The sequence below is a fragment of the Streptomyces sp. NPDC020958 genome (assembly GCF_055562175.1).
Genome location: NZ_JBVHFU010000010.1, coordinates 233088 through 257927 on the forward strand (window position 1 = coordinate 233088; position 24840 = coordinate 257927).

Below are 24840 nucleotides of genomic sequence, written 5' to 3' on the forward strand. Positions count from 1 at the left end.
GACAAGTGGCGCCCGTTCAACGAACACGCCGAACCTCCCGTTTTTCTTTTCACCCTATGTGATCAGCCGTAGCAGTGCCCAACCAGGGTGCTGGCCTGCGCTGATGTGCGTCAACTCACTGATGACGCAGGGGCGGTGGGGACGCTCACGTCGAAGTGCCGTGCGCCGGAAGCTGCTTTCATGAGTGCGGTGAGCGTGCGCGCCTTCGCGGCACCGTTCTCGGCGCTGCCCCACCGCACGGTCCGGCCACCGGTCAGCAGCAGCGAGATGTCGTCGTAGGAACGGACCTTGAGGGTCTGGGTGTTCCTGCGGACGGCGGCCGGGATGTCACCCGCGATCGCGACCGCCTCCCGCACCAGCCGGTCGGTGCCGAACCGGCGCAGGCTCGCGGTGGCCGAGCCCGACCGGGCAGGACTCAGCTCCAGCGCCGGGGCGCCTTCCGGCGCCTGTGACACCGTGGCGAAACGGACGCCCTTCTTGTCCACTTCCGTGAACATCCCGCCCTTTGCGATGAGCAGCACCGGAATTCGCTCCGTCACTTTCAGCCCGATGCCGTGCGGCCAGGAACGGACGACGTCGACCTCGTCGATCCGGGGCAGCCTTCGGCGCAGCCGGGCCTCGATGGCGTCCGTGTCGACGGAGACCATCGGCGCCCCGACGGGGACGGCGGCGGCCTCGCGGACCTGCTCCGGCGTCAGAACGGCCGTACCGGAGACGGAAACGTGCCGGACCCGTAGCCACGAGGAGCCGTAGAACAGCCAGAGGGAGCCGCCACCGAGGAGCAACAGGAGCGCGGCCAGGATGACGATCGTACGAAGGCGGCGCTTTCGCAGCAGCCGGGCGGGCGGCGGGCCGGACGACTCCTGCTGGCGTTCACCGCGCTCGGCGGTGGTCGATCCGGCCACGCTGCTCACTCACCTTTCGTCATACGGTCCTATCGGCTTGAGGCAATCGCCTCGTACACCATGCCGACGAGCAGGTCGTCGGCGTCCCGCCGGCCGAACTCGCTTGCCGCGCGGGACATCTCGTAGAGCCGGTGCGGGTCGGCGAGGACGGGCAGCACGTTCTGCTGCACCCACTCCGGGGTGAGTTCCGCGTCGTCGACCAGCAGACCGCCGCCCGCCTTGACCACCGGCTGGGCGTTCAGCCGCTGTTCGCCGTTGCCGATGGGCAGCGGGACGTACGCGGCCGGGAGCCCGACGGCGGAGAGTTCGGCGACGGTCATCGCGCCCGCGCGGCAGAGCATCATGTCGGCCGCGGCGTACGCGAGGTCCATCCGGTCCAGGTAACTTACCGGGATGTACGGGGGCATTCCCGGCATCTGGTGCACCTGTGGCAGTTCGTTCTTCGGGCCGACCGCGTGCAGGATCTGGATGCCCGCCTGCTGGAGCCACGGCGCGACCTGCTGGGTGACCTCGTTGAGGCGGCGGGCGCCCTGGGAGCCGCCGGAGACGAGCAGCGTGGGCAGGTTGGGGTCGAGGCCGAAGCGGTGGCGGGCCTCGGGGCGGGCGGCGGCGCGGTCCAGCACGGAGATGGAGCGGCGCAGCGGGATGCCGATGTAGCGGGCGTCACGCAGCTTGCTGTCCGGCGTGGAGACGGCGACCCTGGCGGCGTACCGGGAGCCGATCTTGTTGGCGAGGCCGGGGCGGGCGTTGGCCTCGTGGATCACGATCGGCACCCCGAGGCGCTTGGCGGCGAGATAGCCGGGCAGGGCGACGTACCCGCCGAAGCCGACCACGCAGTCCGCCTTGGTGCGCTCCAGGATCTGCTCGGCGGCCTTGATGGTGCCGCGCAGCCGGCCGGGGACGGTGATCAGTTCGGGGGTGGGCTTGCGGGGCAGCGGCACCGCCGGGATCAGGGCGAGCTCGTAGCCGCGCTCCGGGACGAGCCTGGTCTCCAGGCCGCGTTCCGTGCCCAGGGCCGTGATCCCCACGGTGGGGTCCTGCCTGCGCAGGGCGTCCGCGAGGGCGAGCGCGGGCTCGATGTGGCCGGCGGTCCCCCCACCAGCGAGTACGACATGCACCGAAATTCACCGCTCTCCGGACGAGCGCGCCGCCGAGGCGCGCCGTCGCATCGTGTTCCATCTCCGAGGTCCGCGAGGACCCCCGGCCCCCCGCTTTCTACCAAAGCGAGGTTGCCGCATCGCAAGCGCCGCCCGCGCAGCGGGCTCGTCGCGCGCGAAGGCGATCAGCAGCCCGATGGCGAACATGGTCGGCAGCAGGGCGGAGCCTCCGTAGGAGAACAGCGGGAGCGGGACGCCGGCGATCGGCAGCAGGCCGAGCACCGCACCGATGTTGACCACCGCCTGGGCGATGATCCATGTGGTCACGCCTCCCGCGGCATACCTCACGAAGGGGTCCTCCGTGCGTCCGGCCACGCGGATACCCGCATAGCCTAGAGCCGCGAAGAGGGCCAGTACCGACAGCGTCCCCGCCAGACCCAGTTCCTCACCGGTGACGGCGAAGATGAAGTCCGTGTGGGCTTCTGGCAGTTGTCCCCATTTTTCCACACTCGCGCCGAGTCCGGAGCCGAAGAGCCCGCCGCTGGCCAGGGCGTAGATGCCGTGCACCGCCTGCCAGCAGTCGGCGACCCCGGTCTTCGGCTCGGTGGCGCCGATGCAGGCCAGCCGGGCCATCCGGTTGGGGCTGGTCTTGATGAGGATCACGCCGAGCACGCCCGCGATCGACAGCACCCCCGCGAACAGCCGGGTCGGCGCCCCCGCCAGCCACAACACGCCGAACAGGATGGCGGTCAGGATGATCGCGGTGCCCATGTCGCCGCCGAGCATGATCAGCCCGAGCAGCAGGAAGGTGACCGGGACCAGCGGCACCAGCATGTGCTTCCACTGGCTCAGCAGCCGCTTCTCCTGTTTGCGCGCCATCAGGTCGGCGCCCCACAGCACCAGGGCGAGCTTGCCGAACTCACTGGGCTGGATCTGGAAGGAGCCGCCCAGCGAGATCCAGTTCTGGTTGCCGTTGACCGACATCCCTATCCCCGGCACCTGCACCAGCGCCATCATGAAGACGGCACCGGCGAGGATCGGGTAGGCGAGCGCCCGGTGCAGCTTCACCGGCATCCGGGACGCGACGAGCAGCAGCACACCGCCGATGCAGGCGGCCAGGAACTGTTTGCGGAAGAAGAACGAACCCGGCAGGGACATCTGCAACGCGGTGACCTGGGAGGCCGAGTAGACCATCACGAGACCCAGCACGATGATCAGCAGGCTGCCGCCGAGGATCAGGTAGTACGCGGTCAGCGGCCGGTCCCAGGCGCGGTGGGCACGGGTGTGGAACCGCCGCAGCGGGTTCTCGCGGGCCGTCCGGGGCGCGGCGGGCCCGCGTGCCGCTCGCTGCACGGGCGGCCGGCCGGTGCGGCTACCGGGCATCAACGCCTCCGCTGAACGTCGAGCGTCGCACGCGTCCCTCCCAAGGTCGCCCGGCAGGCGGCCGGGTCAGGCGCCGAGTTCGCGAACGGCCTGTGCGAACGCGTCACCGCGCTGGTTGTAGTTGGCGAACATGTCCATGGAGGCACAGGCGGGGGCGAGGAGCACCGTGTCACCCTCGACCGCCAGCCGCCGGGCCTCCTGGACCGCCGCGAGCATCGCCCCAGTGTCGGTCCGGTCGAGGTCGACGACGGGTACTTCCGGCGCGTGTCGCGCGAGGGCGTCCCGGATGAGGGCGCGGTCGGCGCCGATGAGCACCACGCCGCGAAGTCGCTTTGCCGACTTGGCGACCAGTTCGTCGAAGGTCGCGCCCTTCGCCAGACCGCCCGCAATCCATACGATCGACTCATATGACGCCAACGAGGCTTCTGCCGCGTGGGTGTTGGTGGCCTTCGAGTCGTCGATGTACGCGACCCCGTCCACGTCGGCGACGTGCGCGATGCGGTGGGCGTCCGGGGTGAAGCTCCGCAGACCGTCGCGGACGGCCGTGGCGGGCACCCCGAAGGCGCGCGCGAGGGCCGCCGCGGCAAGGGCGTTGGCGATGTTGTGCGGGGCCGGCGGGTTGACGTCGGAGACCTCGGCCAGCTCCTGGGCGTTCTTGTGCCGGTTCTCGACGAAGGCGCGGTCGACCAGGATGCCGTCCACGACGCCGAGTTGGGACGGCCCCGGGGTGCCGAGGGTGAAGCCGATCGCCCGGCAGCCCTCCTCGACGTCGGCCTGGCGGACCAGGTCCTCGGTGAGCTTGTCCGCGACGTTGTAGACGCAGGCGACCCGGTTGCCCTCGTAGATGCGGCCCTTGTCGGCGGCGTAGGCCTCCATGGAGCCGTGCCAGTCGAGGTGGTCGGGCGCGAGGTTCAGCACGGCCGCCGAATGGGCGCGCAGGGAGGGCGCCCAGTGCAGCTGATAGCTCGACAGCTCCACGGCCAGGACGTCGTAGCGCTCGTCCCCGAGGACCGCGTCGAGCAGCGAGACGCCGATGTTGCCGACGGCGGCCGTGCGCAGGCCCGCGGCCTTCAGGATCGACGCCAGCATCTGGACGGTGGTGGTCTTGCCGTTGGTGCCGGTGACGGCCAGCCAGGGGGCCGCGTCGGGCCCCCGCAGCCGCCAGGCCAGCTCGACGTCGCCCCAGACGGGGACCCCCGCCTCGGCGGCCGCCAGGAACAGCGGCTTGTCGGGCTTCCAGCCGGGTGCGGTGACGATCAGTTCGGTGCCCGCCGGCAGGGTCGCCCCGTCACCGAGCCGTACCGTGACGCCCAGCGCCTCCAGTTCGGCGGCCTGCTCGCGGGCGCGGGCGTCGTCGCCGTCGTTCACGACCGTGACGAGCGCCCCGCGCGCGTGCAGCACCTTGGCCGCGGGGACACCGGAGACGCCGAGTCCGGCGACGGTGACGTGCTTGCCCTGGAATTCCGGGGACACCGAGGAGGTCACTTGGCCGCTGCCCATCCCGCGTAGAAGAGACCGAGTCCGACGATCACACAAACACCTTGAATGATCCAGAAGCGGACCACCACGAGTACCTCGGACCAGCCCTTGAGTTCGAAGTGGTGCTGGAGTGGCGCCATCCTGAAGACGCGCTTTCCGGTGAGCCGGAAGGAGCCGACCTGGATGACGACCGACATGGTGATGAGGACGAACAGGCCGCCCATGATGGCGACGAGGAGTTCCGTGCGGGACAGGATCGCCAGGCCCGTGAGGACACCGCCGAGCGCGAGCGAGCCGGTGTCACCCATGAAGATCTTGGCCGGCGAGGTGTTCCACCACAGGAAGCCGAGGCAGGAACCCATCAGCGCGGAGGCGATGACCGCGAGGTCCAGCGGATCGCGGACCGTGTAGCAGGCGCTGGGGTTGGTCAGGGTCATCGCGTTGGCGCACGACTCCTGGAACTGCCAGACGCCGATGAACGTGTAGGCGCCGAAGACGAGCACGGAGGCGCCGGTGGCGAGACCGTCCAGACCGTCCGTCAGGTTCACGCCGTTGGACATCGCGAGGATCATGAACAGCGCCCAGACCACGAACAGCACCGGACCGATGGTCCAGCCGAAGTCCGTGATGAAGGACAGCTTGGTGGAGGCCGGGGTGTTGCCGATGGCGTCCGGGAACTGCAGCGAGAGCACCGCGAAGGAGATGCCGACGATCAGCTGGCCTGCCATCTTCGCCTTGGCCCGCAGACCCAGCGAACGCCGCTTGACGATCTTGATGTAGTCGTCCAGGAAGCCGACCAGGCCCATCCCGCACATCAGGCCGAGCACCAGCAGACCCGAGTAGCTCGGGGAGTAGCCGGTGATCACCTTGGACAGGAAGTAGGCGGCGACCGTCGACAGGATGAAGGCGATGCCACCCATCGTCGGCGTACCGCGCTTGCTGGCGTGCTCGCGCGGGCCGTCGTCACGGATGTACTGGCCGTAGCCCTTGCGCGCGAGGAGCTTGATCAGCAGTGGCGTACCGATCAGCGTCAGGAAGAGACCGATGACACCCGAGAAGAGGATCTGCTTCATCATCGGGCATCAACACCCTCGGCACCGGACTCCAGGAGCGCCTGGGCAACGCTCTCCAGGCCCACCGAACGCGACGCCTTCACGAGTACGACGTCCCCCGGGCGCAACTCGCTGCGCAACAGGTCGACAGCCGCCTGTGCGTCGGACACGTGCACCGACTCCTCACCCCACGAACCCTCGTTGTATGCGCCCAGTTGCAGCCAGGAGGCTTCCACTCCCCCGACGGCGACGAGCTTGCCGACATTGAGCCGGACGGCGAGCCGTCCGACCGCGTCGTGCTCGGCGAGCGCCTCGTCCCCGAGCTCGGCCATCTTGCCGAGCACCGCCCACGTGCGTCCCCCCTTTGCCTGTGCGGCTGTGCCCATGGCCGCGAGCGCGCGCAGCGCGGCTCGCATGGACTCGGGGTTGGCGTTGTAGGCGTCGTTGACGATGGTCACGCCGTCCGGGCGCTCGGTGACCTCCATACGCCAGCGGGAGAGGGAGCCCGCCTCGGAGAGCGCGGTGGCGATCTCATCCACGGACATGCCCAGCTCATGGGCGACGGCGGCCGCGGCGAGCGCGTTCGACACGTGATGCTCACCGTACAGGCGCATGGTCACATCGCTTGCACCGGAGGGTGTGTGAAGGCTGAACGCGGGCTGTCCCGTGTCCGTGAGTCGTACGTTCTCGGCCCGTACGTCCGCTTCGGCCGACTCTCCGAAAAGGACCACCTTCGCCTTGGTACGGGAGGCCATGGCCCGGACCAACGGGTCGTCCGCGTTGAGGATCGCGACGCCGCCGTCGTCGGCCGGCGGGAGCGCCTCCACCAACTCGCCCTTGGCCTGGGCGATCTGCTCCCGGCCGCCGAACTCGCCGATGTGGGCGGTGCCGACGTTGAGGACCAGGCCGATCCGCGGCGGCGTCAGGTCCGTCAGGTAGCGGATGTGCCCGATGCCGCGGGCCCCCATCTCCAGTACCAGGAACCGGGTTTCCGCGGTGGCGGACAGGGCGGTCAGCGGCAGCCCGATCTCGTTGTTGAACGAGCCGGGCGTGAACACGGTCGGCGCCTTGGTGCGCAGCACCTGGGCGATGAGGTCCTTGGTGCTGGTCTTGCCGGCCGAGCCGGTGAGGGCCACGAGGGTCGCGCCGAGCCGTCGTACGACATGCCGGGCGAGGGCGCCGAGGGCCGTCGGGACGTCGTCCACGACGATCGCGGGCACGCCGACGGGACGCGACGCCAGCACGGCGACCGCGCCCTGCGCGACGACCTGCGCCGCGAAGTCGTGGCCGTCCACGCGCTCGCCCACGAAGGCGGCGAACAGGCTGCCCGGTCCGGCCTCCCGGGAGTCCCGGACGACCTCCCCGGTGACCTGGACGGACGGATCCGGTATGTCGTGCGTCTGCCCGCCGACGACTGCTGCGATCTCGGCGAGGGAGAGGGCGATCACAAGTTCATCCCCTGGGTCTTCTGGATTTTCATCCCTGGGTTTTCCGGATGGCTTCGCGCAGCACCTGGCGGTCGTCGAAGGGACGGATCACGCCGGCGATGTCCTGGCCCTGCTCATGGCCCTTGCCGGCGACGAGCACGGTGTCGCCGGGGTGCGCGCGGGCGACGGCGGCCTCGATCGCGGCGGCCCGCTCCTCGAAGAGCAGCACCTCGCCACGCTCGTGGGCGGGCACCGCGGCGGCGCCTTCGAGCATGGTCGCGAGGATGGCGAGGGGGTCCTCGGAGCGGGGGTTGTCGGAGGTGAGGACCGCCGTGTCGGCGAGCCGGGCCGCGGCGGCGCCCATCGGGGCCCGTTTGGTCCGGTCGCGGTCGCCGCCGCAGCCGAGGACGATGAGCAGCCGGCCCTTGGTGACCTTGCGCAGGGCCCGCAGGACGGACTCGACCGCGTCGGTCTTGTGGGCGTAGTCGACGACCGCGAGGTAGGGCTGTCCGGCGTCCACGCGCTCCAGTCTGCCCGGCACCCCCGGTACGGCGGCGACCCCGTCGGCGGCGGTCTGAGGTTCGAGTCCCGCGGCGGCGAGGGCGACGATCGCGGCGAGGGTGTTCGCCACGTTGAACGGGCCCGGCAGCGGAGACTTGGCGGCGATCCGGACGCCCTCGGGCCCGACGACCGTGAATGTGGAGTCCAGCGGCCCGATGTGGACGTCGGTGGCCCGCCAGTCGGCGTCCGGGTGCCCCTCGGCGGAGTAGGTGACCACCGGGACGGTGGCCTCCCGGGCGAGCCGGCGGCCGTACTCGTCGTCGACGTTGACCACACCCCGCCTGCTGCGTTGCGGGGTGAACAGCTGCGCCTTGGCCTGGAAGTAGTCCTCCATGCCGGAGTGGAACTCCATGTGTTCCGGGCTCAGGTTGGTGAAGACGGCGATGTCGAAGACGCAGCCGTCGACCCGGCCGAGGACCAGGGCGTGGCTGGAGACCTCCATGGCGACCGCCTCGACCCCGCGCTCGCGCATGACGGCGAACAGCGCCTGGAGGTCGGTGGCCTCGGGGGTGGTGCGCTCGGACTTGATGCGCTCGTCGCCGATGCGCATCTCGACGGTGCCGATGAGTCCGGTGGCGCGGGTCGACTTCAGGCCGCCCTCGACCAGGTAGGCCGTGGTGGTCTTGCCCGAGGTGCCGGTGATGCCGATCTGGAGCAGGTCGCGGCCCGGCCGGCCGTAGATGGTGGCCGCCAGTTCGCCCATCCGCGCGCGCGGGTCGTCGACCACCAGCACCGGCAGGCCGGTCGCGGCGGCCCGCTCGGCGCCCGTCGGGTCCACCAGGACGGCGACCGCGCCGAGGCCGGCGGCCTGGGTGACGAAGTCGGCGCCGTGCGCGCGGGCGCCCGGCAGGGCGGCGTACAGGTCGCCGGGGCGCACCGCGCGTGAGTCATGGGTGATGCCCGTGACCTCCACGGCGTCGTGAGCGGGATCCGGGACGGCGGCACCCAGCTGATCGGCGAGCTCCGCGAGGGGTGTGGCGGAGTTCTGAACCGGTCGTGGCGGCCCCGGATAGGTCACGGAAGCGCCCTTCTGGGTGGTTTGGGACTGATCAGCGTGTGGCACGGCGGTGAGCGTACCGGGCGCACCCGCTCCGGGGCGAAGTGAGGGGCGCGGGGCGCCGTGGTTGCCGGGATCGGGGGTGATCGTTGTCACGGGCTCGTTCCTGGTGGGTCTGTGCGCGGTGCTGCGGCGCCGGTCAGGGCTTGTAGTCGACGGGCAGGTTCGCCGCCCTGGCGCCGGTCGGCGGGATCTGGAGGGTCTTGAGGGCGAACTCCATCACCTGCTTGTAGATAGGGCCGCAGATCTGGCCGCCGAAGTAGCTGCCGGCGGTGGCGTTCTGGATGGCGCAGTAGACGGTGATCCGGGGCTTGTCCGCCGGGGCGAACCCGGCGAACGACGAGGTGTAGCCGCGGTACCTGCCGGTGGCCGGATCCACTCGGTTCGCGGTACCGGTCTTGCCGGCCACGTTGTAGCCGGGGATGGCCGCCTTGGCTCCGGTGCCCTGCTCGTCGTCGACGACCGACTCCAGCATCTCGGCCAGGGTGCGGGCGGTCTTCGCGCTGACCACCCGGGTCTTCCTGGGCTGCGCGGCCGGCGTGAAGCGGCCGTCGGCGCCCTTGGTGCCGCGGATCAGGGTCGGATCGACGCGGACCCCGCCGTTGGCGATCGTCGAGTACACGGAGGCCGCCTGCATGGCGTTGATGGAGAAGCCCTGGCCGAAAGGGATCGTGTACTGCTGGGACGTCGACCACTTGTCCGGGGCGACCAGGATGCCCTTGGTCTCGCCGGGGAAGCCGAGTCCGGAGTAGCTGCCGATGCCGAACTTGCGCAGGTACGAGTACAGGACCTGGTTGGCCTGTTCCTGGGTCCTGCCGAGCTGGCCGGCGGCGAGGATGGTGCCGATGTTGCTGGACTTGGCGAGCACGCCGTTGAGCGTGAGGTACCAGGTGTCGTGGTCGACGTCGTCCTTGAAGAGCCGGTCGCCGCGGTGCAGCCGGTTGGGCACCACCACGTGGGTGAGCGGGGTCGCGACGTTGCGCTCCAGGACGGCCGCCATCGACATGACCTTGGCGGTGGAGCCGGGCTCGTAGGCGTCCTGGAGGGCGGCGTTGCCCATCGCCTCCGCGTCGGCCGCGGACAGGTCGTTCGGGTCGAAGCCGGGCGAGTTCGCCATGGCCAGGATCTGGCCGGTCCGGGTGTCCTGGACGACCACGTAGCCGCGGTCCGCCTTGGACTTCTTGACCTGGTCGGTGATGGCGTTCTGCGCGGCCCACTGGATGTCGCGGTCGATGGTGAGCTCCACGTCGGTGCCGGGCACCGCGGGCGTCTCGGTGGAGGCCACGGTGGGCACCTCACGGCCGCCGGACTGGGCGTAGCGGATCTTGCCGTCCTTGCCGGACAGCTCCTTGTCGAGCTTCTGCTCGATACCGCCGCCGCCCTTGCCGTCGGCGTTGACCCAGCCCAGTATCCCGGCGGCCAGATCGCCGTTCGGGTACACCCGCTGGCTGCTGGGGTCGGCGAAGACACCGGCCAGCACGTTGACGGTGTTGTTGTCGGTCGCCGCCTTGGTGAGGAGCGCGGCCTTCAGGTCCTTGATCTGCTTCCAGACCTGCGGGGTCTGCCGGGTGGCCAGCCGTACGTAGCGCAGGTCCCTGTTCTGCGGCCGCAGCAGCTTGACGAGGGCGGCCTGGTTCTTGCCGAGGATGGGGGCGAGCAGCGCGGCGGCCTGCTCGGGGCCGTCGTCCACCTTGAGCTGCTTGCTGGTGAACATCGTGGGGTCGGCGGTGATGTCGTACGCGTCCTCGCTGATCGCCAGCGCCACGCCGTTGCGGTCGGTGATCCCGCCGCGCTCGGCGGCAAGGGTGTGCACGACGTACCGGTTCAGCTCGGCCTTGGCGGCGTAGGCGCTGGCGTCGACGGCCTGGACCTGGAGCAGGCGGCCGACGAAGACGAGCATGACCAGGGTCAGGGCGAGGCCGACCATGCGCAGCCGGGGGCGGGGGCTGCCGAGGCGCAGCGGGCGCTGGGCCGGGGAGCGGGCCGCGCTCGGGCGGCGTACCGGGCGGGCACCGGGGCCGGGCTGCCGCCGGACCGCGCCCCTGGGATCGCGGGGCTCCCGGGGGCGGGGCGGCTTGGCGGGGCCGGGCACACGGCGGCGCGGTTCCCTGTCGGACACTGCCGTCACCTGCCGGAGGTCGGGGTCGGGGTGGTCACGGGCGTGGGGGCCGGACCGGGCGTCACCGGCACGGAGGCGTCGGCGGCGGCCGTGGGCGGTACGGAGGCGTCGGTCGCGGCCGTGGAGGGCTGGGCCGGGCTCTGGCCGGGGCTGGCGGGGGTTCCCGTGCCGAGGGCCTCGGGGGCGGCCGGCGCGGGGGCGGCGTCGGGCCCCTGGAGCAGGGCGGCGGGGCTCGGCACTCCCTTCACCGTGCCGTCCGGGTCGAGGAAGACCGGGTCGCCGCCGGGCACCATGCCCAGCTCGCGGGCCCGGCGCTGGAGCGCGTCGGGGGCCGAGTAGGCGTCGATGTCCCGCTGCAGGGCCTGTTCCTCGTCGGTGAGGTTCTTGGTCTGCTTCTGCAGGTCGTCGAGTTTGAACGAGCCCTCGCTGAGCGCCGAGTTCAGCACCAGCAGGCCGATCAGACCACCGCCGAGCAGCAGGACGACGAGCAGCACGAACGGGGTGCGGGCGGCCCGGGGGCCCCGGCCGGCCGGAAAGAGCCGCGCGAGGCGGGCCGCCCGCCCCCTCAGCTCGGGTTTCCTACTCACGTGTCCTCCGGAGGGTCCGGGAACCCCGCTCGCTCACGCCGCTCATTCAATGGACTCCCTGATGCGCTGGGCGCCACGAAGACGCGCGGGCGCGGCCCGGCGGTTCTCGGCGACCTCTTCCTCGGTGGGAAGTTCGGCACCGCGCGTGAGCAGCTTGAGCCGGGGCTGGTACTGCTCGGGCACCACCGGAAGGCCGGGCGGCGCGGTGGAGGCGGCGCCGGCCGCGAACACCTGTTTGACCAGGCGGTCTTCGAGCGAGTGGTACGACAGCACGGCGATCCGCCCGCCGACCGCGAGGGCCTCGACGGCGGCCGGCACCGCCCGTTCCAGCACCGACAGTTCGCCGTTGACCTCGATGCGCAGCGCCTGGAAGGTGCGCTTGGCCGGGTTGCCGCCGGTGCGCTTGGCGGCCTGCGGCAACGCGTCCCGGATCAGCTCGACGAGCCGGGCGCTGTTGCTGAACGGCTCCTTCTCCCGCTCCCTGACGATCGCCGACACGATCCGCTTGGCCTGCTTCTCCTCGCCGTACTGGAAGAGGATGCGGACGAGGTCACCGGCCGGGTAGGTGTTCAGGACCTCGGCGGCGCTGATGCCGGTGGTCTGGTCCATCCGCATGTCCAGCGGGGCGTCCTGGGCGTAGGCGAAGCCGCGGCCGGCCTCGTCGAGCTGCATGGAGGAGACGCCGAGGTCGAAGAGGACGGCCTGCACGCGCGGGATGCGCAGCCGTTCGAGCACGTCGGGCAGCTCGTCGTAGACGGCGTGCACCAGGGTGGCGCGGTCACCGAAGGGGGCGAGCCGCTCGCCGGACAGGCGCAGCGCCTCCGGGTCGCGGTCCAGGGCGACCAGGCGGGCCTCGGGGAAGCGGGTCAGGAGCGCCTCGCTGTGCCCGCCGAGGCCGAGGGTGCAGTCGACGACCACGCTGCCCGGTGCCTCCAGGGCGGGTGCCAGCAGGTCCAGACACCGCTGGAGCATCACCGGGACGTGTCGACTCTGGCTCAAGAGGGCCTCTCAGTTCCGGCGCGGGGGACGCACCGCCGGGTCCCCGCCCGCTCGGTACGCGCGCCGCGCACGTGGGGAGACGGCCCGGACGTGCCGGGGTCTCCAGGGGATTTCACCAGCGGGGAGGGCCTCGCCTCCCGCTTCGCGTCACTTTAGTCCACCGTGTCGCCCGGTCAATCAACCGGCCTGCGCGGCGCGTACCGGCATGCCGGAGGGTCCGCGATTGGCACGGAATCACTCGTACGGATCCGGTTTGCCCTCCCTGTGGGTTAGCTCACAACAAGCCACGATGACGTTCTTTGTCCCCTCTCACAGGAGGCCGTGAACACGCGTGACCAGTAACGTCGTGACTATGACGACTTCCGCAGCAGTTCCCACTGGATCCGAAGGCGCCATAAGCACCGGCGACACCGTGACCGATCGCCTGGTCGACGCCAACCGGACCTATGCCGACGCCTTCACCGACCCCGGCATGGACGCCCGCCCCGTGCTGCACGTGGCCGTGGTGTCCTGTATGGACGCGCGCATCGACCTGCACAAGGCCCTCGGGCTGCAGCTCGGCGACTGTCACACCATCCGCAACGCCGGCGGTGTGGTCACCGACGACGTGATCCGCTCCCTCACCATCAGCCAGCGCAAGCTCGGCACCCGCAGCATCGTCCTCATCCACCACACCAACTGCGGCCTGGAGTCCCTCACCGAGGAGTTCCGCTCCGAGCTGGAGATGGAGGTCGGCCAGCGTCCGCCGTGGGCGGTGGAGTCCTTCCGGGACGTCGACCAGGACGTACGGCAGTCCATGCAGCGCGTGCGCACCTCGCCGTTCCTGCTGCACACGGACGACGTGCGCGGCTTCGTCTTCGACGTCCGCACAGGCCTGCTCCGCGAGGTAGACCCGGTCTGACCGCCGCGGCACGGCCGTGGTGAACCGCGCCCCTCCGGCGCGACGGAACCGCCCCCGGCCCCCGTCGCGCCGCCCGTCCACCCCGGAAACACCCCTCCGAAAGCTGTCGGCCCGCTGTCGAATAGACGGTCGAAAAGCCGTAAGACCGACATAGTGCGGGCAGTTGTCCACAGGCGAGTGACACGAATCGGTAACGGCAGCAAGAATGCGGTGTGGGACGCCGCGCGGAACCATTCACGCGTGGTGTCCGTGATTCGGGGTGGGCCGGAGATGCGAGACGAAGCACCGGCCCGGGCAAAAACGGGCCGAGGAGGGCCGGGTGACGACCTATGACGATCGAGCGAGCCTCACTGATCTGACCGCCACTGTGGAGCGCGTCCGCAGTTCGGTGGAGGGAGTGATCGAGGGCAAGCCCGAGGTCGTACGGCTTTCGCTGACCGTGCTGCTCGCCGAGGGGCATCTTCTGATCGAGGACGTCCCGGGCGTGGGCAAGACGATGCTGGCGAAGGCGCTGGCGCGGTCCATCGACTGCACGGTGCGGCGTATCCAGTTCACGCCCGACCTGCTGCCGTCGGACATCACCGGCGTGTCCATCTGGGACCAGCAGCGCCGGGACTTCGAGTTCAAACCGGGTGCGATCTTCGCCCAGATCGTGATCGGCGACGAGATCAACCGCGCCTCCCCGAAGACCCAGTCCGCGCTGCTGGAGTCGATGGAGGAGCGACAGGTCACCATCGACGGGCAGACCTATGAGCTGCCGAGCCCTTTCATGGTGGTCGCGACCCAGAACCCGGTCGAGATGGAGGGCACCTACCCGCTCCCCGAGGCCCAGCGCGACCGTTTCATGGCCCGCGTCTCGGTCGGCTACCCGAGCGCGGAGGCCGAGTTGCAGATGCTCGACGTGCACGGCGCGGTCAACCCGCTGGACGACCTCCAGCCGGTGGCGCACGCCCATGACGTCGTGAAGCTGATCGAGGCCGTGCGCGGGGTCCACGTCGCCGAACCGGTCCGCCGGTACGCGGTGGACCTGGTCGCCGCCACCCGCACCCACCCCGACCTCAGACTCGGCGCCTCCCCGCGCGCGACGCTGCACCTGCTGCGCGCCGCGAAGGCGTCCGCGGCCCTGAGCGGCCGGGAGTACGCGCTGCCGGACGACGTGCAGGCGCTCGCCGTCGCGGTCCTCGCGCACCGGCTGCTGCCCACCGCCCAGGCCCAGCTCAACCGGCGCACCTCGGAGCAGGTGGTCCAGGAGATCCTGCAGTCCACCCCGGTCCCGGCGGGGCCCCGGCAGCAGGCCGGCCTCGGCGGTCCGGGCCGTGGGGTGCCGGCGTATCCCCAGCAGCCCCCGCGGAGTCTGTGATGGGCGCCCCGGCGGAGGCCGACCGCGGGGAGCCGGGCGGGATCCGCACGGCCCTGGCCGGGCTGACCACCCGTGGCCGCTCCTTCCTCGCGGCCGGCATCGCGGCGGTGGTCTGCGCGTACATCCTCGGTCAGGCCGATCTGCGCCGGGTCGGGCTGCTGCTCGCCGTGCTGCCGCTGATCTGCGCGACGGTGCTCTACCGCACCCGCTACCGGGTGGCCGGCAGCCGCCGGCTCTCCCCCGCGCGGGTACCGGCCGGCAGCGAGGCCCGGGTCCACCTGCGGATGGACAACGTCTCCCGGCTGCCCACCGGCCTGCTGATGCTCCAGGACCGGGTGCCCTACGTGCTCGGTCCGCGTCCCCGCTTCGTACTGGACCGGGTGGAGCCGGGCGGCCGCCGCGAGGTCTCCTACCGGGTCCGCTCGGACCTGCGGGGCCGCTATCCGCTGGGCCCGCTCCAGCTGCGCCTGACCGACCCGTTCGGGATGTGCGAACTGACCCGCTCCTTCTCGACGTTCGACACCCTGACCGTCATCCCGAAGGTGGAGCCGCTGCCGCCGATCCGGCTCAGCGGCGAGGCCAAGGGGTACGGCGACGGACGGCAGCGCTCACTGGCCCTGGCCGGCGAGGACGACGTGATCCCGCGCGGCTACCGGTACGGCGACGACCTGCGCCGGGTGCACTGGCGTTCCACCGCCCGCTACGGCGAGCTGATGGTGCGCCGCGAGGAGCAGCCGCAGCGGGCCCGCTGCACGGTGCTCCTTGACACCCGCGGCCTCGCCTACGAAGGAGCGGGTCCGGACTCGGCGTTCGAGTGGGCGGTCTCCGGTGCCGCCTCCGTCCTGGTCCACATGCTCGAACGCGGCTTCTCGGTGCGGCTGTTGACGGACACCGGCAGCTCGGTGCCCGGCGAGGGCGCCGACGGTTTCGCGGGCTCCCAGGAGTCGGCGGACGCGGCCGGGCTGATGATGGACACCCTGGCCGTGGTCGACCACTCGGACGGCGCGGGCCTGTCCCGGGCCTACGACGTGCTGCGCGGCGGGAACGAGGGGCTGCTGATGGCCTTCCTGGGCGATCTCGACGAGGAACAGGCCGCGGTGGTCGCGAAGATGCGCCGGCGCAGCGGCGGCGCCGTCGCCTTCGTGCTGGACCCGGACACCTGGGTGCGGGAGCCCACCGACGTACCCCCGCCGGGGCACGCCCCCGAGCAGCGGCTGCGGATGCTGCGCGAGGCCGGCTGGACGGCCGTCGGGGTGCCGCGCGGCGCCCCGCTCGCCGAGCTGTGGCGGCAGGCCGACCGGGAGCGCTCCTCGATGGCCGCGGTGAGCGGGGAGGCACGGTGATGAGCGGACGGGCCCGGCTGGCCCTCACCGCGGCGGCGGCGACGCTGATGGCGTCCTGCGCCCTGCTGCCTCTGGTCTCCCCGAAGACCTGGCTGTTCCAGGCGGCGTTCCTGGTCGCGATCCAGACGGGCGTGGGCGCCGCCGCCCGGCGGGTGCCGCTGGCCCGGCCGCTGACGGTGGCCGCGCAGGCCCTGGCCGGTCTGCTGATGCTGACCCTGGTCTTCGCCCGGGGCCATGCGATCCTCGGGGTGGTCCCGGGCCCGGACACCTTCCGCCACTTCGCCGACCTGCTCCAGCAGGGCTCCGAGGACGTCAGCCGCTATGCGATACCCGCGCCGCTCTCCGACGGCATCCGGCTGATGGTGGTCGGCGGGGTGCTGGTCGTCGGGCTGGTCGTGGACACCCTGGCGGTGACCTACCGCAGCGCGGCCCCGGCCGGGCTGCCGCTGCTCGCGCTGTACTCGGTGGCGGCGGGCCTGTCGGACGGTCCGGGCGACTGGCTGTGGTTCCTGGTGGCGGCGGCCGGCTACCTGATGCTGCTGCTCGCCGAGGGCCGGGACCGGCTCTCCCAGTGGGGCCGGGTGTTCGGCGGGGTCTCCCGGGCCCCGGGCGGCCCGGAGAGCGGTGCGGTGGCCCCGGTGCGCACCGGGCGCCGGATCGGCTTCGCGGTGCTGGGTGTGGCCTTGTTCGTGCCGTTCGCGATGCCCTCGATCGAGGGCGGACTGCTGGCCGGCGCCGGCGCCGGGGTCGGCGTGGGCAACGGGAACGGCGGCACGATCTCCGCGGTCAACCCGCTGGTGTCGCTGCGCGACAGCCTCAACGTGGACGAGGACCGCCAGGTGCTGTCCGTCAGGACCACCAGCGACGACGTCTCCGACCTGTATCTGCGGATCGTCTCCCTGGACGACTTCGACGGCACCACCTGGAAGCCCGCCCAGCGGCACATCACCGGGGTGCCGGACACGTTCCCGACCCCGGCCGGCCTGAGCGGTGACGTCAAGCGCACGACGGTGCGGACCTCGATCTCGGCCGCCGACTGGTACGCGCAGGACTGGCTGCCGATGCCGTATCCGCCGAGCGGCGTGAAGGTGGCCGGCACCTGGCGCTACGAGCCGGTCGGCATGACCCTGGTCGGCGACCACGGGCAGAACACGCGCGGGGAGACCTACCAGGTGACCAGCCTGGACGTGCAGCCGACGGCGGAGCAGCTGGCGGCGGCCCCGCAGCCGCCGCCGGCGCTGAAGAAGGAGTACACCGAGGTCCCCTCGTCGCTGCCGTCGGTGGTGGCGCGGACGGCCAGGGAGATCACCGCCGGCTCGTCCAGCCACTACGAGGAGGCGGTCAAGCTCCAGGACTACTTCGCGGTGACCGGCGGCTTCCAGTACGACACCCAGGTGGCGGTCGGCCGGGGCGAGGGCGCGATCGCGAACTTCCTGCAGCAGAAGCGCGGCTTCTGCGTGCACTTCTCGTTCGCGATGGCCGCGATGGCCCGGACGCTGGGCATTCCGGCCCGGGTCGCGGTGGGCTTCGCGCCGGGCACCCCGCAGTCCGACGGCACGGTGTCGGTGGGGCTGAAGGACGCGCACGCCTGGCCCGAGCTGTACTTCGAGGGGGTGGGCTGGACCCGCTTCGAGCCGACCCCGACGCGGGGCACGACGCCGTCGTACACGGTGTCGGACACCCCGGGCTCGTCCGTGCCGAACGAGGCGCTGCCGTCCCAGGGTGCCTCCGCCGCGCCGTCCGCCTCGGCGTCGCAGAGCTCGGGCTGCACGCCCCAGCTGCGCAAGCAGGACGTCTGCGCGAGTCCGTCGGTGGCCGGCACGGTGCGGCAGAGCGACGGCGGGCCGCCGTGGTGGCAGCTGGCGCTGTGGGCACTGGCCGGGTTCGCCGTGCTGGTGGCGCCGCTGTCGCCGATGCTGTACCGGCGGCGGGTGCGGGCCCGGCGGCTGGGCGCCCATGACCGGACCCCCGCCGGGGTGGCGGCCCACACGCTGGCGGTCTGGCAGGAACTGACCGACACCGTCTGGGACTTCGGTATCACCCCGGACGACTCGCAGACCCCGCGCGGCACGGCCGCCCGGATCGTCGGGCTGGGTCGTCTCGACCCGGTCGCCGCGGAGTCGGTGCACCGGGTGGCGGAGGCGGTGGAGCAGGTGCTGTACGCGCCGCGGCCACGGCTGACGGCGGGTCTCGCGGACGACGTCCGCAGGGTGTCGGCCGCGTTCGACAGCACGGCCGGCGGCGCCGCGCGGCTGCGGGCGCTGCTCGCTCCGCGGTCGTCCGTGCGCCTGCTGTGGGCGGCGTCGGCCTGGTGGGCCGGACTGCGGGAGCGGGTGGCGGCCGCCCGTCCGGCGCTGCGGAAGCCGTCGGGGCAGCAGGGCTGACGGTGGGCGGGTGACGACTGAGGGGTGACCGCCCGTGGCGGTCACCCCTCAGTCACGCTCTGTGCGGCCTCCCGGCGAGTCCCTCACTGGCCCTGTTCGTCGCGGCGCCGCTGCCAGCGCTCCTCGATGCGGTCCATCACGGACCGCTTGGGCCGGACCTGGTGGCGCACCTGCGGCCCACCCGCGGGCTGCTCACCGGGCTTGGGAGCCTTGCGCCAGCCGGTGACGGCGAGCACCGCGCAGCCCAGCATGACGAGGAAGCCCACCACGCTGACCCAGATCTGCTGTGCGACCATGCCGGCCATGAGGAGCGCGATACCCACGAGGAAGCCGGCCACCGCCTGGTAGACCCGTCGCCGGGTGTACGTCCGCAGGCCGTTCCCCTCAAGCGCTGTCGCGAACTTGGGGTCTTCGGCGTACAGCGCTCGCTCCATCTGCTCAAGCATTCGCTGCTCGTGCTCCGAGAGCGGCACGGCGTCCTCCTCATCGTGCAGTCGCCGGGGCGACCCGGGGGGTCCCTTCAGGATAGGCAGGGAATCGCCCCCGTGAAACCCGCCCCTCTAGGCCAATTGGCCAACCGGAACCCGCCATGGCGGTCCCGGCTCGCTGAGGCTTCCATTCCCCAGCTACCGGCCCGTCATGCCGGGTGGTCTCCCTCGATCATACGGCGCAAACCCCTCGATCGGGCGGCCTGTGGCGTACTCCATCCGCCGCCGAGGCCCTGATCAGCGGGCGCGTCTCAGGAGATGCTCAGGTGCCGTCCGCACCCGGCGTCTCGCCGAGGACATGGAGCTGGGTGGCGAGGGCCTGGAAGGCGGGGAGCTCGGCGGCGGCCGCCTCCAGCCTGAGCAGGGCGTCGAGGGCACCGGGTTCGGTGTCCACCAGGACGCCGGGGACCAGGTCGGCGAAGACCCGCACGCCGTGCACGGCGGCCACGGCCAGGCCGGCGCCCTCGACCAGGCCGGTGAGCTGCTCGGCGGTGAAGCGGCGGGGCATGGGGTCGCCGCTGCCCCAGCGGCCGTCGGGGTCGTCGAGGGCCTGCTTGGCCTCGGTGAAGTGGCCGGCGAGGGCCCGGGCGACCACGGCCCCGCCGAGCCCGGCGGCGAGCAGGCTGAGGGCACCCTCGGAGCGCAGCGCGGCCACCGTGTTGCGCACGCCCTCGGCCGGGTCGTCGACGTGCTCCAGGACGCCGTGGCAGAGCACCACGTCGTGACCGCCGCGCTCGACCACGTCGAACAGGCCGAGGACGTCGCCCTGGACGCCTCTGACGCGGTCGGCGACTCCGGCCTCGGCGACGCGGCGCTCCAGGGCGAACAGCGCGTTGGGGCTGGGGTCGACGACGGTGACGCGGTGCCCGAGGCGGGCGAGGGGGACGGCGAAGTTGCCGCTGCCGCCGCCGGTGTCGAGGACGTCCAGGGTGTCCCGGCCGGTGGCCTTGACCCGGCGGTCGAGGGCCTCCTGGAGGACCTCCCAGACCACGGCGGTACGGAGAGAAGCGCGGGGTCGTGTGGGGTCCGGCACGGCAGTTGACTCCTCGGCGCGGCACCGCCTGCTGCCCGGCGGCGCGAACTCGGTGCCTCCCCGGCCCGGGCGCGGGCGGAGGGAAGGCTTCAGGCTCTCTCCACCCTATTGCCTTCGCCGCCTCGCCTGGTCATCCCGCGTCGGGCAGCTCCCTTCCCGGCCTCGCCGTGCCGCCGTCCGGCCGCTCGTCCTCCTGGCGGCGCGGCTGGGGCAGCACCGGCTGCAACACGAGCATCCGCTCGACGATGCGGACGAACATCCCGACGTCACGTATCAGGTCGTCGGCGTCGCGGCGGCCGGCCGCGCCCTGGATGCCGGCCTCGGCGCGGGCGCGGCGGGCGGCGCCGGAGGCGAACAGGGCGCTCCACTCGGTGAGCTCGGGGGCGACCTCGGGCAGCACCTCCCAGGCGCTGCGGATGCGGGCCCGGCGCCGGGGCGAGGTCTCCGGCCGGGCGCGGGCGGCGAGCACGGCGGCCGCGGTGCGCAGGGCGGCCAGGTGGGCCGTCGCGTAGCGCTCGTTGGGGGTGTCGAGCAGTTCGGCCTCGTCGAGGGCGGCGCGGGCCTGGGCGAGCAGGTCGAGGGCGGCGGGCGGGGCCGTGGCCCGGCGGAGCACGGGGTGCACGTCGCTCGCCGGGCCGGTCAGTGAGGGGGCAGGGCCGGTGGCGCGGCGCCGGTGGGCGGCGGCTGACGAGTTGGCCATGACGAACCTCCTGTCGTCTGGGTGACGGCTCCCTCACACGGGGTGCCGTATGTGCCCATCGTGCGGTATGCCACTGACAATCCGTTCCGACCTGGGCTTTTGCTTCGCTCGTAGGTTCGGGGTAGTTTTTGCACTGACCAGTCAGTTCAAAAGACGAGCGCTACGGAAGACACGGAGGAGGGGGTACCCGTGCACGGCGTGTCAGTCACAGCCGACGGCCTCGGGGTGAGAGGCCCGCGGGGCTGGGCGTTCCAGGGAGTCACCGTGGACGCCGGGCCCGGGGCGCTGATCGCGGTGGAGGGCCCGTCCGGTTCCGGCCGGACCTGTCTGCTGCTGACGCTCACCGGCCGGATGAAGGCCACCGAGGGCACCGCGACCGTCGGCGAGGCCCGGCTCCCCAAGCAGCTCGCGGCCGTCCGCCGGATCAGCGCGGTGGCCAACGTCGCCGGGGTGACGGACCTGGAACCGGCCCTGACCGTCGGCGAACACCTGCGCGAACGGGCCCTGCTGCAGCGCAGGTTCGGCGACTCCCTGCGCGATCTGCTGCGGCCGGGCGCGGAGCGGGCGGCACGCGCGGGGCAGCGGATCGACGACGCCCTGACCGCCGCCGGGCTCGACCTGGAGGCACTGCCCAAGGGCGCCAGGACCGCCGTACGCGACCTGGAGCGGATCGAGGCGCTGCGGCTGTCCGTGGCGCTGGCGCTGATCGCGAAGCCCCGGCTGCTCGCCGTGGACGACGCGGACCTGAAGCTGTCGCAGGCCGAACGGGCCGAGGTGCGGGCGCTGTTGGCGTCGATCGCCGAGTCCGGGACGACGGTCCTGGCGGTGTGCACGGAGGCGCTGACGGGTGCCGTCGTCGTCCGCACCGGGGCCGCGCGGGAACAGGGGACCGAGGGGACCCAGGCACCGGAAGGCGCCGGAACCGGGGAGGAGGCCGATGATGCGTTCGCCGCGACTGGCCGCGCTTGAGCTCAGGCGCTTCGGGCGGGGGCGGCTGCCGCGCGCGGCCCTGGTGGCCCTGCTGGTGCTGCCGCTGCTGTACGGGGGGCTGTACCTGTGGTCGTTCTGGGATCCGTACGGGCACCTGGACCGCATCCCGGTGGCGCTCGTCAACGACGACAAGGGAGCGACGGCCGACGGCCGGAGGATCAGCGCGGGTGACGACATCGTGGCCGGGCTGCGGGACAGCGACACCTTCGACTGGCACGAGGTGAACGCCGCCGACGCCCGCCGGGGTGTCGAGGACGGCACGTACTACCTGTCGCTGACCATGCCGTCCGACTTCAGCGCGCGGGTCGCCTCCAGCGCGGGGAACGCCCCGGAGACCGGCGCCCTCCAGGTGCGCACGAACGACGCCGACAACTACATCGTCGGGCAGATCTCCCGCACGGTCTTCAACGAGGTGCGCTCGGCCGCGTCCGCCAAGGCGTCCCGGTCCTTCCTGGACCGGATCTTCATCTCGTTCGCCGACATCCACGGGCAGACCGAGAAGGCCGCCGAGGGCGCCGACACGCTCACCGGGGGCATCGGGAAGGCCGAGAAGGGCTCGAAGGACCTCGCGGACGGCCTGAAGGACGCGAAGAAGGGCAGCGGGAAGCTCGTCGGCGGCATCGAGAAGCTGGACGCGGGCGCCGGCAAGCTGGAGACGGGCTCGCGGCAGGTCGCGAACGGCACCCAGCAGCTCGCGGACCGGGTCGACGGGGTCTACGCCCAGGTCGGCCCGTACCTGAGGGACAACGAGAAGACCATCGGCGACACCGCCCGGCTGGTCGCCGACTCCGCCGGGGCCGTCCGCGACAACCTGGGCGTCCTGGTGCGGACCGCGCCCGCGGCCGACCGGACGGCGCACGCCGCCGCCGACACCCTGGACCAGGTCTACCGGGCCCGCTGCTCCGCACAGCCGCTCACCGACCCGGCCTGCCCCGACCTGAAGAAGGCCAGGGACGCGGCCCACGACGTGGCCGACGTCGCCGACGACCTCGACACCCTGATCGCCGACCAGCACGGCGACCTGAAGACGCTCGACAAGAACCTCGGCACGCTGCAGACGCAGGCGCGGGCACTGGCCGACCGCGCGCCGCACCTCTCCGAGGACGTCGCCGACGCCGTCAAGAAGATCGACAAGCTGAACGAGGGCGCCGCCCAGGTGGCCGCGGGCGCCGCGAAACTGCACACCGGCCTCGGCACCGCCACCACCGGCGCCACCGGGCTGGACGCGGGCATCGGCAGGCTGGAGACCGGTGCCGACGACCTGAGCGGCGGGATGTACAAGCTCGTCGACGGCTCCGGCAAGCTGGCCGGCGGACTGCACGACGGCGCGGACAAGATCCCCGACTACGACAAGAAGGACCGCGACCGGCGCACCGGGGTCATGGCCGACCCGGTCCAGCTCGCCTCCCACGACCTGCACAAGGCGCCCAACTACGGCACCGGGTTCGCCCCGTACTTCATCCCGCTGTCCCTGTGGGTCGGCGCGATGGTCGCCTACATGCTGATCCCGCCCCTCAACCGGCGGGCCCTGGCGGCCGGTTCGGCGGCCTGGCGGATCGCGCTGGCGGGTTGGCTGCCGGTGGTCGCGATCGGGGTGCTGCAGACGGCCGCCCTGATGGCCGTACTGCACTGGGCGATCGGACTCCAGATGGTCCGCGCGGCCGGCACGGTCGGGTTCCTGTTCCTGGTGGCGGCCTGTTTCGCGGCGATCGTGCAGTGGCTCAACGCGCGCTTCGGGGCGGCCGGACGGATCCTCGTCCTCGCCCTGCTGATGGTCCAGCTGACGTCCGCGGGCGGCACGTACCCCGTGCAGACCAGCCCCGGTTTCTTCAACGCCGTCCATCCGTTCCTGCCGATGAGCTATGTCGTGGCGGCGCTGCGCAGGCTGATCACGGGCGGCGGGCTCGGGCCGGTGTGGCAGGCCTGCGCGGTCCTCGCGGCGTTCACCGCCGGGGCGCTCGCGTTCACCGCCCTCTCGGCGCGGCGCCGCCAGGTGTGGACGCTGGACCGGCTGCATCCCGAACTGAGTCTGTGAGGACCTTCATGACCTCCTCCTCCGTACCCGCCGGGGCCGGCGTTCCTGTGAGAATCGGGAGCATGGAAAGCAGCAGCACCACGGGCGGCGGCACGCGCCGTGAGGCCACCCGGCAGAAGCTCTACGAGGCCGCCGTCACACTCATCGCCGAGCAGGGCTTCTCCGCCACCACGGTGGACGAGATCGCCGAGCGGGCCGGGGTGGCGAAGGGCACGGTGTACTACAACTTCGCGAGCAAGTCGGTCCTCTTCGAGGAGCTGCTGCGGCACGGCGTGGGCCTCCTGACCGCCTCCTTGCGGGAGGCCGCCGAGCGGACCGCGCGGGAGGGCGGCAGCCGGGTCGACGCCCTGGACGCGATGGTCCGCGCGGGCCTCGTCTTCATCGACCGCTACCCCGCCTTCACCCAGCTCTACGTGGCCGAGCTGTGGCGCACCAACCGGGCCTGGCAGTCCACCCTGATGGTGGTCAGGCAGCAGGCCGTCGCGGTCGTCGAGGGGGTGCTGCGCGAGGGGGTGGAGAACGGCGAGTTCAGCGACGAGATCGACGTCCAGCTGACGGCGGCGGCGCTGGTCGGGATGGTGCTGGTGGCGGCCCTCGACTGGAAGTCCTTCCAGCCCGAGCGTTCCCTGGACGACGTCCACGCGGCGCTGTCCCGGCTGCTCCAGGGACGGGTCAGCGGGAAGGGCTGAGCCCTTCCCGCCTCCCGTGCGCCCCCGTCGTCCCCCGGGTCTCCTCTCCCCCGTGTCTCGCTTCCGCCGACGCGAATCGGCGGAAGGAGCGGTCGGGGGCGCCGGCCGTTCCGCCGCCCCGTGTCGGCGGTGCCGGACCCGCGCCCCTTCTCCGTGCCTCAACTCTCCCGTCGGCACAGGTCGCGGCCCATCCGCGCGGGTACTCAACTCGCCGCCTGAGTACGCGTACTCAGCGGTGCGTACCCGGACCC

At 72.1% G+C, this 24840-nt stretch carries 20 protein-coding genes; 7 read left to right on the top strand and 13 right to left on the bottom strand.

The annotated features are described in order from the left end of the window. Positions 1 to 110: 110 nt before the first annotated feature. From ACZ3KP_RS27060 to rsmH, 10 genes are all read right to left on the bottom strand, one after another. On the bottom strand, positions 111 to 905 hold the full coding sequence (locus tag ACZ3KP_RS27060; RefSeq protein ID WP_467502333.1) for a cell division protein FtsQ/DivIB: 795 nt from the start codon (positions 903 to 905) through the stop codon (positions 111 to 113). A gap of 29 nt (positions 906 to 934) precedes the next feature. Then, entirely contained in the window at positions 935 to 2023 is a 1089-nt protein-coding gene (murG, locus tag ACZ3KP_RS27065; protein WP_132886266.1) for an undecaprenyldiphospho-muramoylpentapeptide beta-N-acetylglucosaminyltransferase, read from the bottom strand. A gap of 6 nt (positions 2024 to 2029) precedes the next feature. Beyond that, a complete protein-coding gene (gene ftsW / locus ACZ3KP_RS27070) occupies positions 2030 to 3385 on the bottom strand; it encodes a putative lipid II flippase FtsW (protein ID WP_467502335.1) in 1356 nt (451 codons plus the stop codon). Between the two features lie 66 nt (positions 3386 to 3451). Beyond that, positions 3452 to 4885 carry a UDP-N-acetylmuramoyl-L-alanine--D-glutamate ligase gene (murD, locus tag ACZ3KP_RS27075; RefSeq protein WP_467502337.1) on the bottom strand — a complete coding sequence of 478 codons (1434 nt, stop codon included), beginning with the start codon at positions 4883 to 4885 and terminating at the stop codon, positions 3452 to 3454. Beyond that, entirely contained in the window at positions 4867 to 5937 is a 1071-nt protein-coding gene (gene mraY, locus ACZ3KP_RS27080; RefSeq protein WP_132886995.1) for a phospho-N-acetylmuramoyl-pentapeptide-transferase, read from the bottom strand. The genes murD and mraY overlap by 19 nt, the downstream gene beginning before the upstream one ends. After that, the gene (locus tag ACZ3KP_RS27085; protein ID WP_358975765.1) at positions 5937 to 7364 is read right to left on the bottom strand and encodes a UDP-N-acetylmuramoyl-tripeptide--D-alanyl-D-alanine ligase; all 1428 of its coding nucleotides are present in this window, start codon (positions 7362 to 7364) and stop codon (positions 5937 to 5939) included. Before ACZ3KP_RS27085 ends, mraY begins: the two co-directional genes overlap by 1 nt. Positions 7365 to 7392: 28 nt before the next feature. Beyond that, positions 7393 to 8922, bottom strand: a complete 1530-nt coding sequence (locus ACZ3KP_RS27090; RefSeq protein WP_358975767.1) for a UDP-N-acetylmuramoyl-L-alanyl-D-glutamate--2,6-diaminopimelate ligase — start codon at positions 8920 to 8922, stop codon at positions 7393 to 7395. Between the two features lie 178 nt (positions 8923 to 9100). Beyond that, the gene (locus ACZ3KP_RS27095) at positions 9101 to 11080 is read right to left on the bottom strand and encodes a peptidoglycan D,D-transpeptidase FtsI family protein (RefSeq protein ID WP_467502340.1); all 1980 of its coding nucleotides are present in this window, start codon (positions 11078 to 11080) and stop codon (positions 9101 to 9103) included. 5 nt (positions 11081 to 11085) lie between these two features. Beyond that, entirely contained in the window at positions 11086 to 11667 is a 582-nt protein-coding gene (gene ftsL / locus ACZ3KP_RS27100; protein ID WP_467502341.1) for a cell division protein FtsL, read from the bottom strand. A 42-nt stretch (positions 11668 to 11709) separates the two neighbouring features. Next, positions 11710 to 12666, bottom strand: a complete 957-nt coding sequence (gene rsmH, locus ACZ3KP_RS27105) for a 16S rRNA (cytosine(1402)-N(4))-methyltransferase RsmH (protein ID WP_467502342.1) — start codon at positions 12664 to 12666, stop codon at positions 11710 to 11712. A gap of 352 nt (positions 12667 to 13018) precedes the next feature. On the opposite strand from rsmH, the gene ACZ3KP_RS27110 reads away from it, so the two are divergent. The 4 genes from ACZ3KP_RS27110 (at position 13019) to ACZ3KP_RS27125 (ending at position 18654) form a co-directional block, all read left to right on the top strand. Continuing rightward, the gene (locus ACZ3KP_RS27110; RefSeq protein ID WP_467502344.1) at positions 13019 to 13567 is read left to right on the top strand and encodes a beta-class carbonic anhydrase; all 549 of its coding nucleotides are present in this window, start codon (positions 13019 to 13021) and stop codon (positions 13565 to 13567) included. Between the two features lie 319 nt (positions 13568 to 13886). Then, complete coding sequence (locus ACZ3KP_RS27115) at positions 13887 to 14927, top strand: AAA family ATPase (RefSeq protein ID WP_467502346.1); 1041 nt, start codon at positions 13887 to 13889, stop codon at positions 14925 to 14927. Beyond that, on the top strand, positions 14927 to 16270 hold the full coding sequence (locus ACZ3KP_RS27120; RefSeq protein WP_358975781.1) for a DUF58 domain-containing protein: 1344 nt from the start codon (positions 14927 to 14929) through the stop codon (positions 16268 to 16270). The genes ACZ3KP_RS27115 and ACZ3KP_RS27120 overlap by 1 nt, the downstream gene beginning before the upstream one ends. Further along, positions 16270 to 18654, top strand: coding sequence for a transglutaminase TgpA family protein (locus ACZ3KP_RS27125; protein ID WP_467502348.1), 2385 nt, complete (start codon positions 16270 to 16272; stop codon positions 18652 to 18654). The genes ACZ3KP_RS27120 and ACZ3KP_RS27125 overlap by 1 nt, the downstream gene beginning before the upstream one ends. 83 nt (positions 18655 to 18737) lie before the next feature. Here ACZ3KP_RS27125 and ACZ3KP_RS27130 read toward each other — a convergent pair whose 3' ends face one another. The 3 genes from ACZ3KP_RS27130 to ACZ3KP_RS27140 form a co-directional block, all read right to left on the bottom strand. Continuing rightward, the gene (locus ACZ3KP_RS27130; protein WP_467502350.1) at positions 18738 to 19127 is read right to left on the bottom strand and encodes a DUF3040 domain-containing protein; all 390 of its coding nucleotides are present in this window, start codon (positions 19125 to 19127) and stop codon (positions 18738 to 18740) included. A 277-nt stretch (positions 19128 to 19404) separates the two neighbouring features. Beyond that, entirely contained in the window at positions 19405 to 20175 is a 771-nt protein-coding gene (locus ACZ3KP_RS27135) for a methyltransferase (protein ID WP_467502352.1), read from the bottom strand. Between the two features lie 130 nt (positions 20176 to 20305). After that, positions 20306 to 20875 (bottom strand): SAV_6107 family HEPN domain-containing protein, encoded by a 570-nt coding sequence (locus ACZ3KP_RS27140; protein ID WP_467502353.1) that lies wholly within the window; start codon positions 20873 to 20875, stop codon positions 20306 to 20308. A gap of 189 nt (positions 20876 to 21064) precedes the next feature. Between ACZ3KP_RS27140 and ACZ3KP_RS27145 the strand changes: the two genes are divergently transcribed. From ACZ3KP_RS27145 to ACZ3KP_RS27155, 3 genes are all read left to right on the top strand, one after another. After that, positions 21065 to 21844, top strand: coding sequence for an ATP-binding cassette domain-containing protein (locus ACZ3KP_RS27145; RefSeq protein WP_467502355.1), 780 nt, complete (start codon positions 21065 to 21067; stop codon positions 21842 to 21844). Next, complete coding sequence (locus tag ACZ3KP_RS27150; protein ID WP_467502357.1) at positions 21816 to 23900, top strand: YhgE/Pip family protein; 2085 nt, start codon at positions 21816 to 21818, stop codon at positions 23898 to 23900. Before ACZ3KP_RS27145 ends, ACZ3KP_RS27150 begins: the two co-directional genes overlap by 29 nt. A 62-nt stretch (positions 23901 to 23962) precedes the next feature. Beyond that, the gene (locus ACZ3KP_RS27155; RefSeq protein ID WP_132886282.1) at positions 23963 to 24589 is read left to right on the top strand and encodes a TetR/AcrR family transcriptional regulator; all 627 of its coding nucleotides are present in this window, start codon (positions 23963 to 23965) and stop codon (positions 24587 to 24589) included. Positions 24590 to 24840 lie beyond the last annotated feature (251 nt).

Bases quoted from the DNA above. Each gene is read 5' to 3' on its own strand.
- ftsW (WP_467502335.1), bottom strand. From the start codon at position 3,385: ATGCCCGGTAGCCGCACCGGCCGGCCGCCCGTGCAGCGAGCGGCACGC.
- murD (WP_467502337.1), bottom strand. From the start codon at position 4,885: ATGGGCAGCGGCCAAGTGACCTCCTCGGTGTCCCCGGAATTCCAGGGC.
- mraY (WP_132886995.1), bottom strand. From the start codon at position 5,937: ATGAAGCAGATCCTCTTCTCGGGTGTCATCGGTCTCTTCCTGACGCTG.
- ACZ3KP_RS27110 (WP_467502344.1), top strand. From the start codon at position 13,019: ATGACGACTTCCGCAGCAGTTCCCACTGGATCCGAAGGCGCCATAAGC.
- ACZ3KP_RS27120 (WP_358975781.1), top strand. From the start codon at position 14,927: ATGGGCGCCCCGGCGGAGGCCGACCGCGGGGAGCCGGGCGGGATCCGC.
- ACZ3KP_RS27125 (WP_467502348.1), top strand. From the start codon at position 16,270: ATGAGCGGACGGGCCCGGCTGGCCCTCACCGCGGCGGCGGCGACGCTG.
- ACZ3KP_RS27140 (WP_467502353.1), bottom strand. From the start codon at position 20,875: ATGGCCAACTCGTCAGCCGCCGCCCACCGGCGCCGCGCCACCGGCCCT.
- ACZ3KP_RS27150 (WP_467502357.1), top strand. From the start codon at position 21,816: ATGCGTTCGCCGCGACTGGCCGCGCTTGAGCTCAGGCGCTTCGGGCGG.
- ACZ3KP_RS27155 (WP_132886282.1), top strand. From the start codon at position 23,963: ATGGAAAGCAGCAGCACCACGGGCGGCGGCACGCGCCGTGAGGCCACC.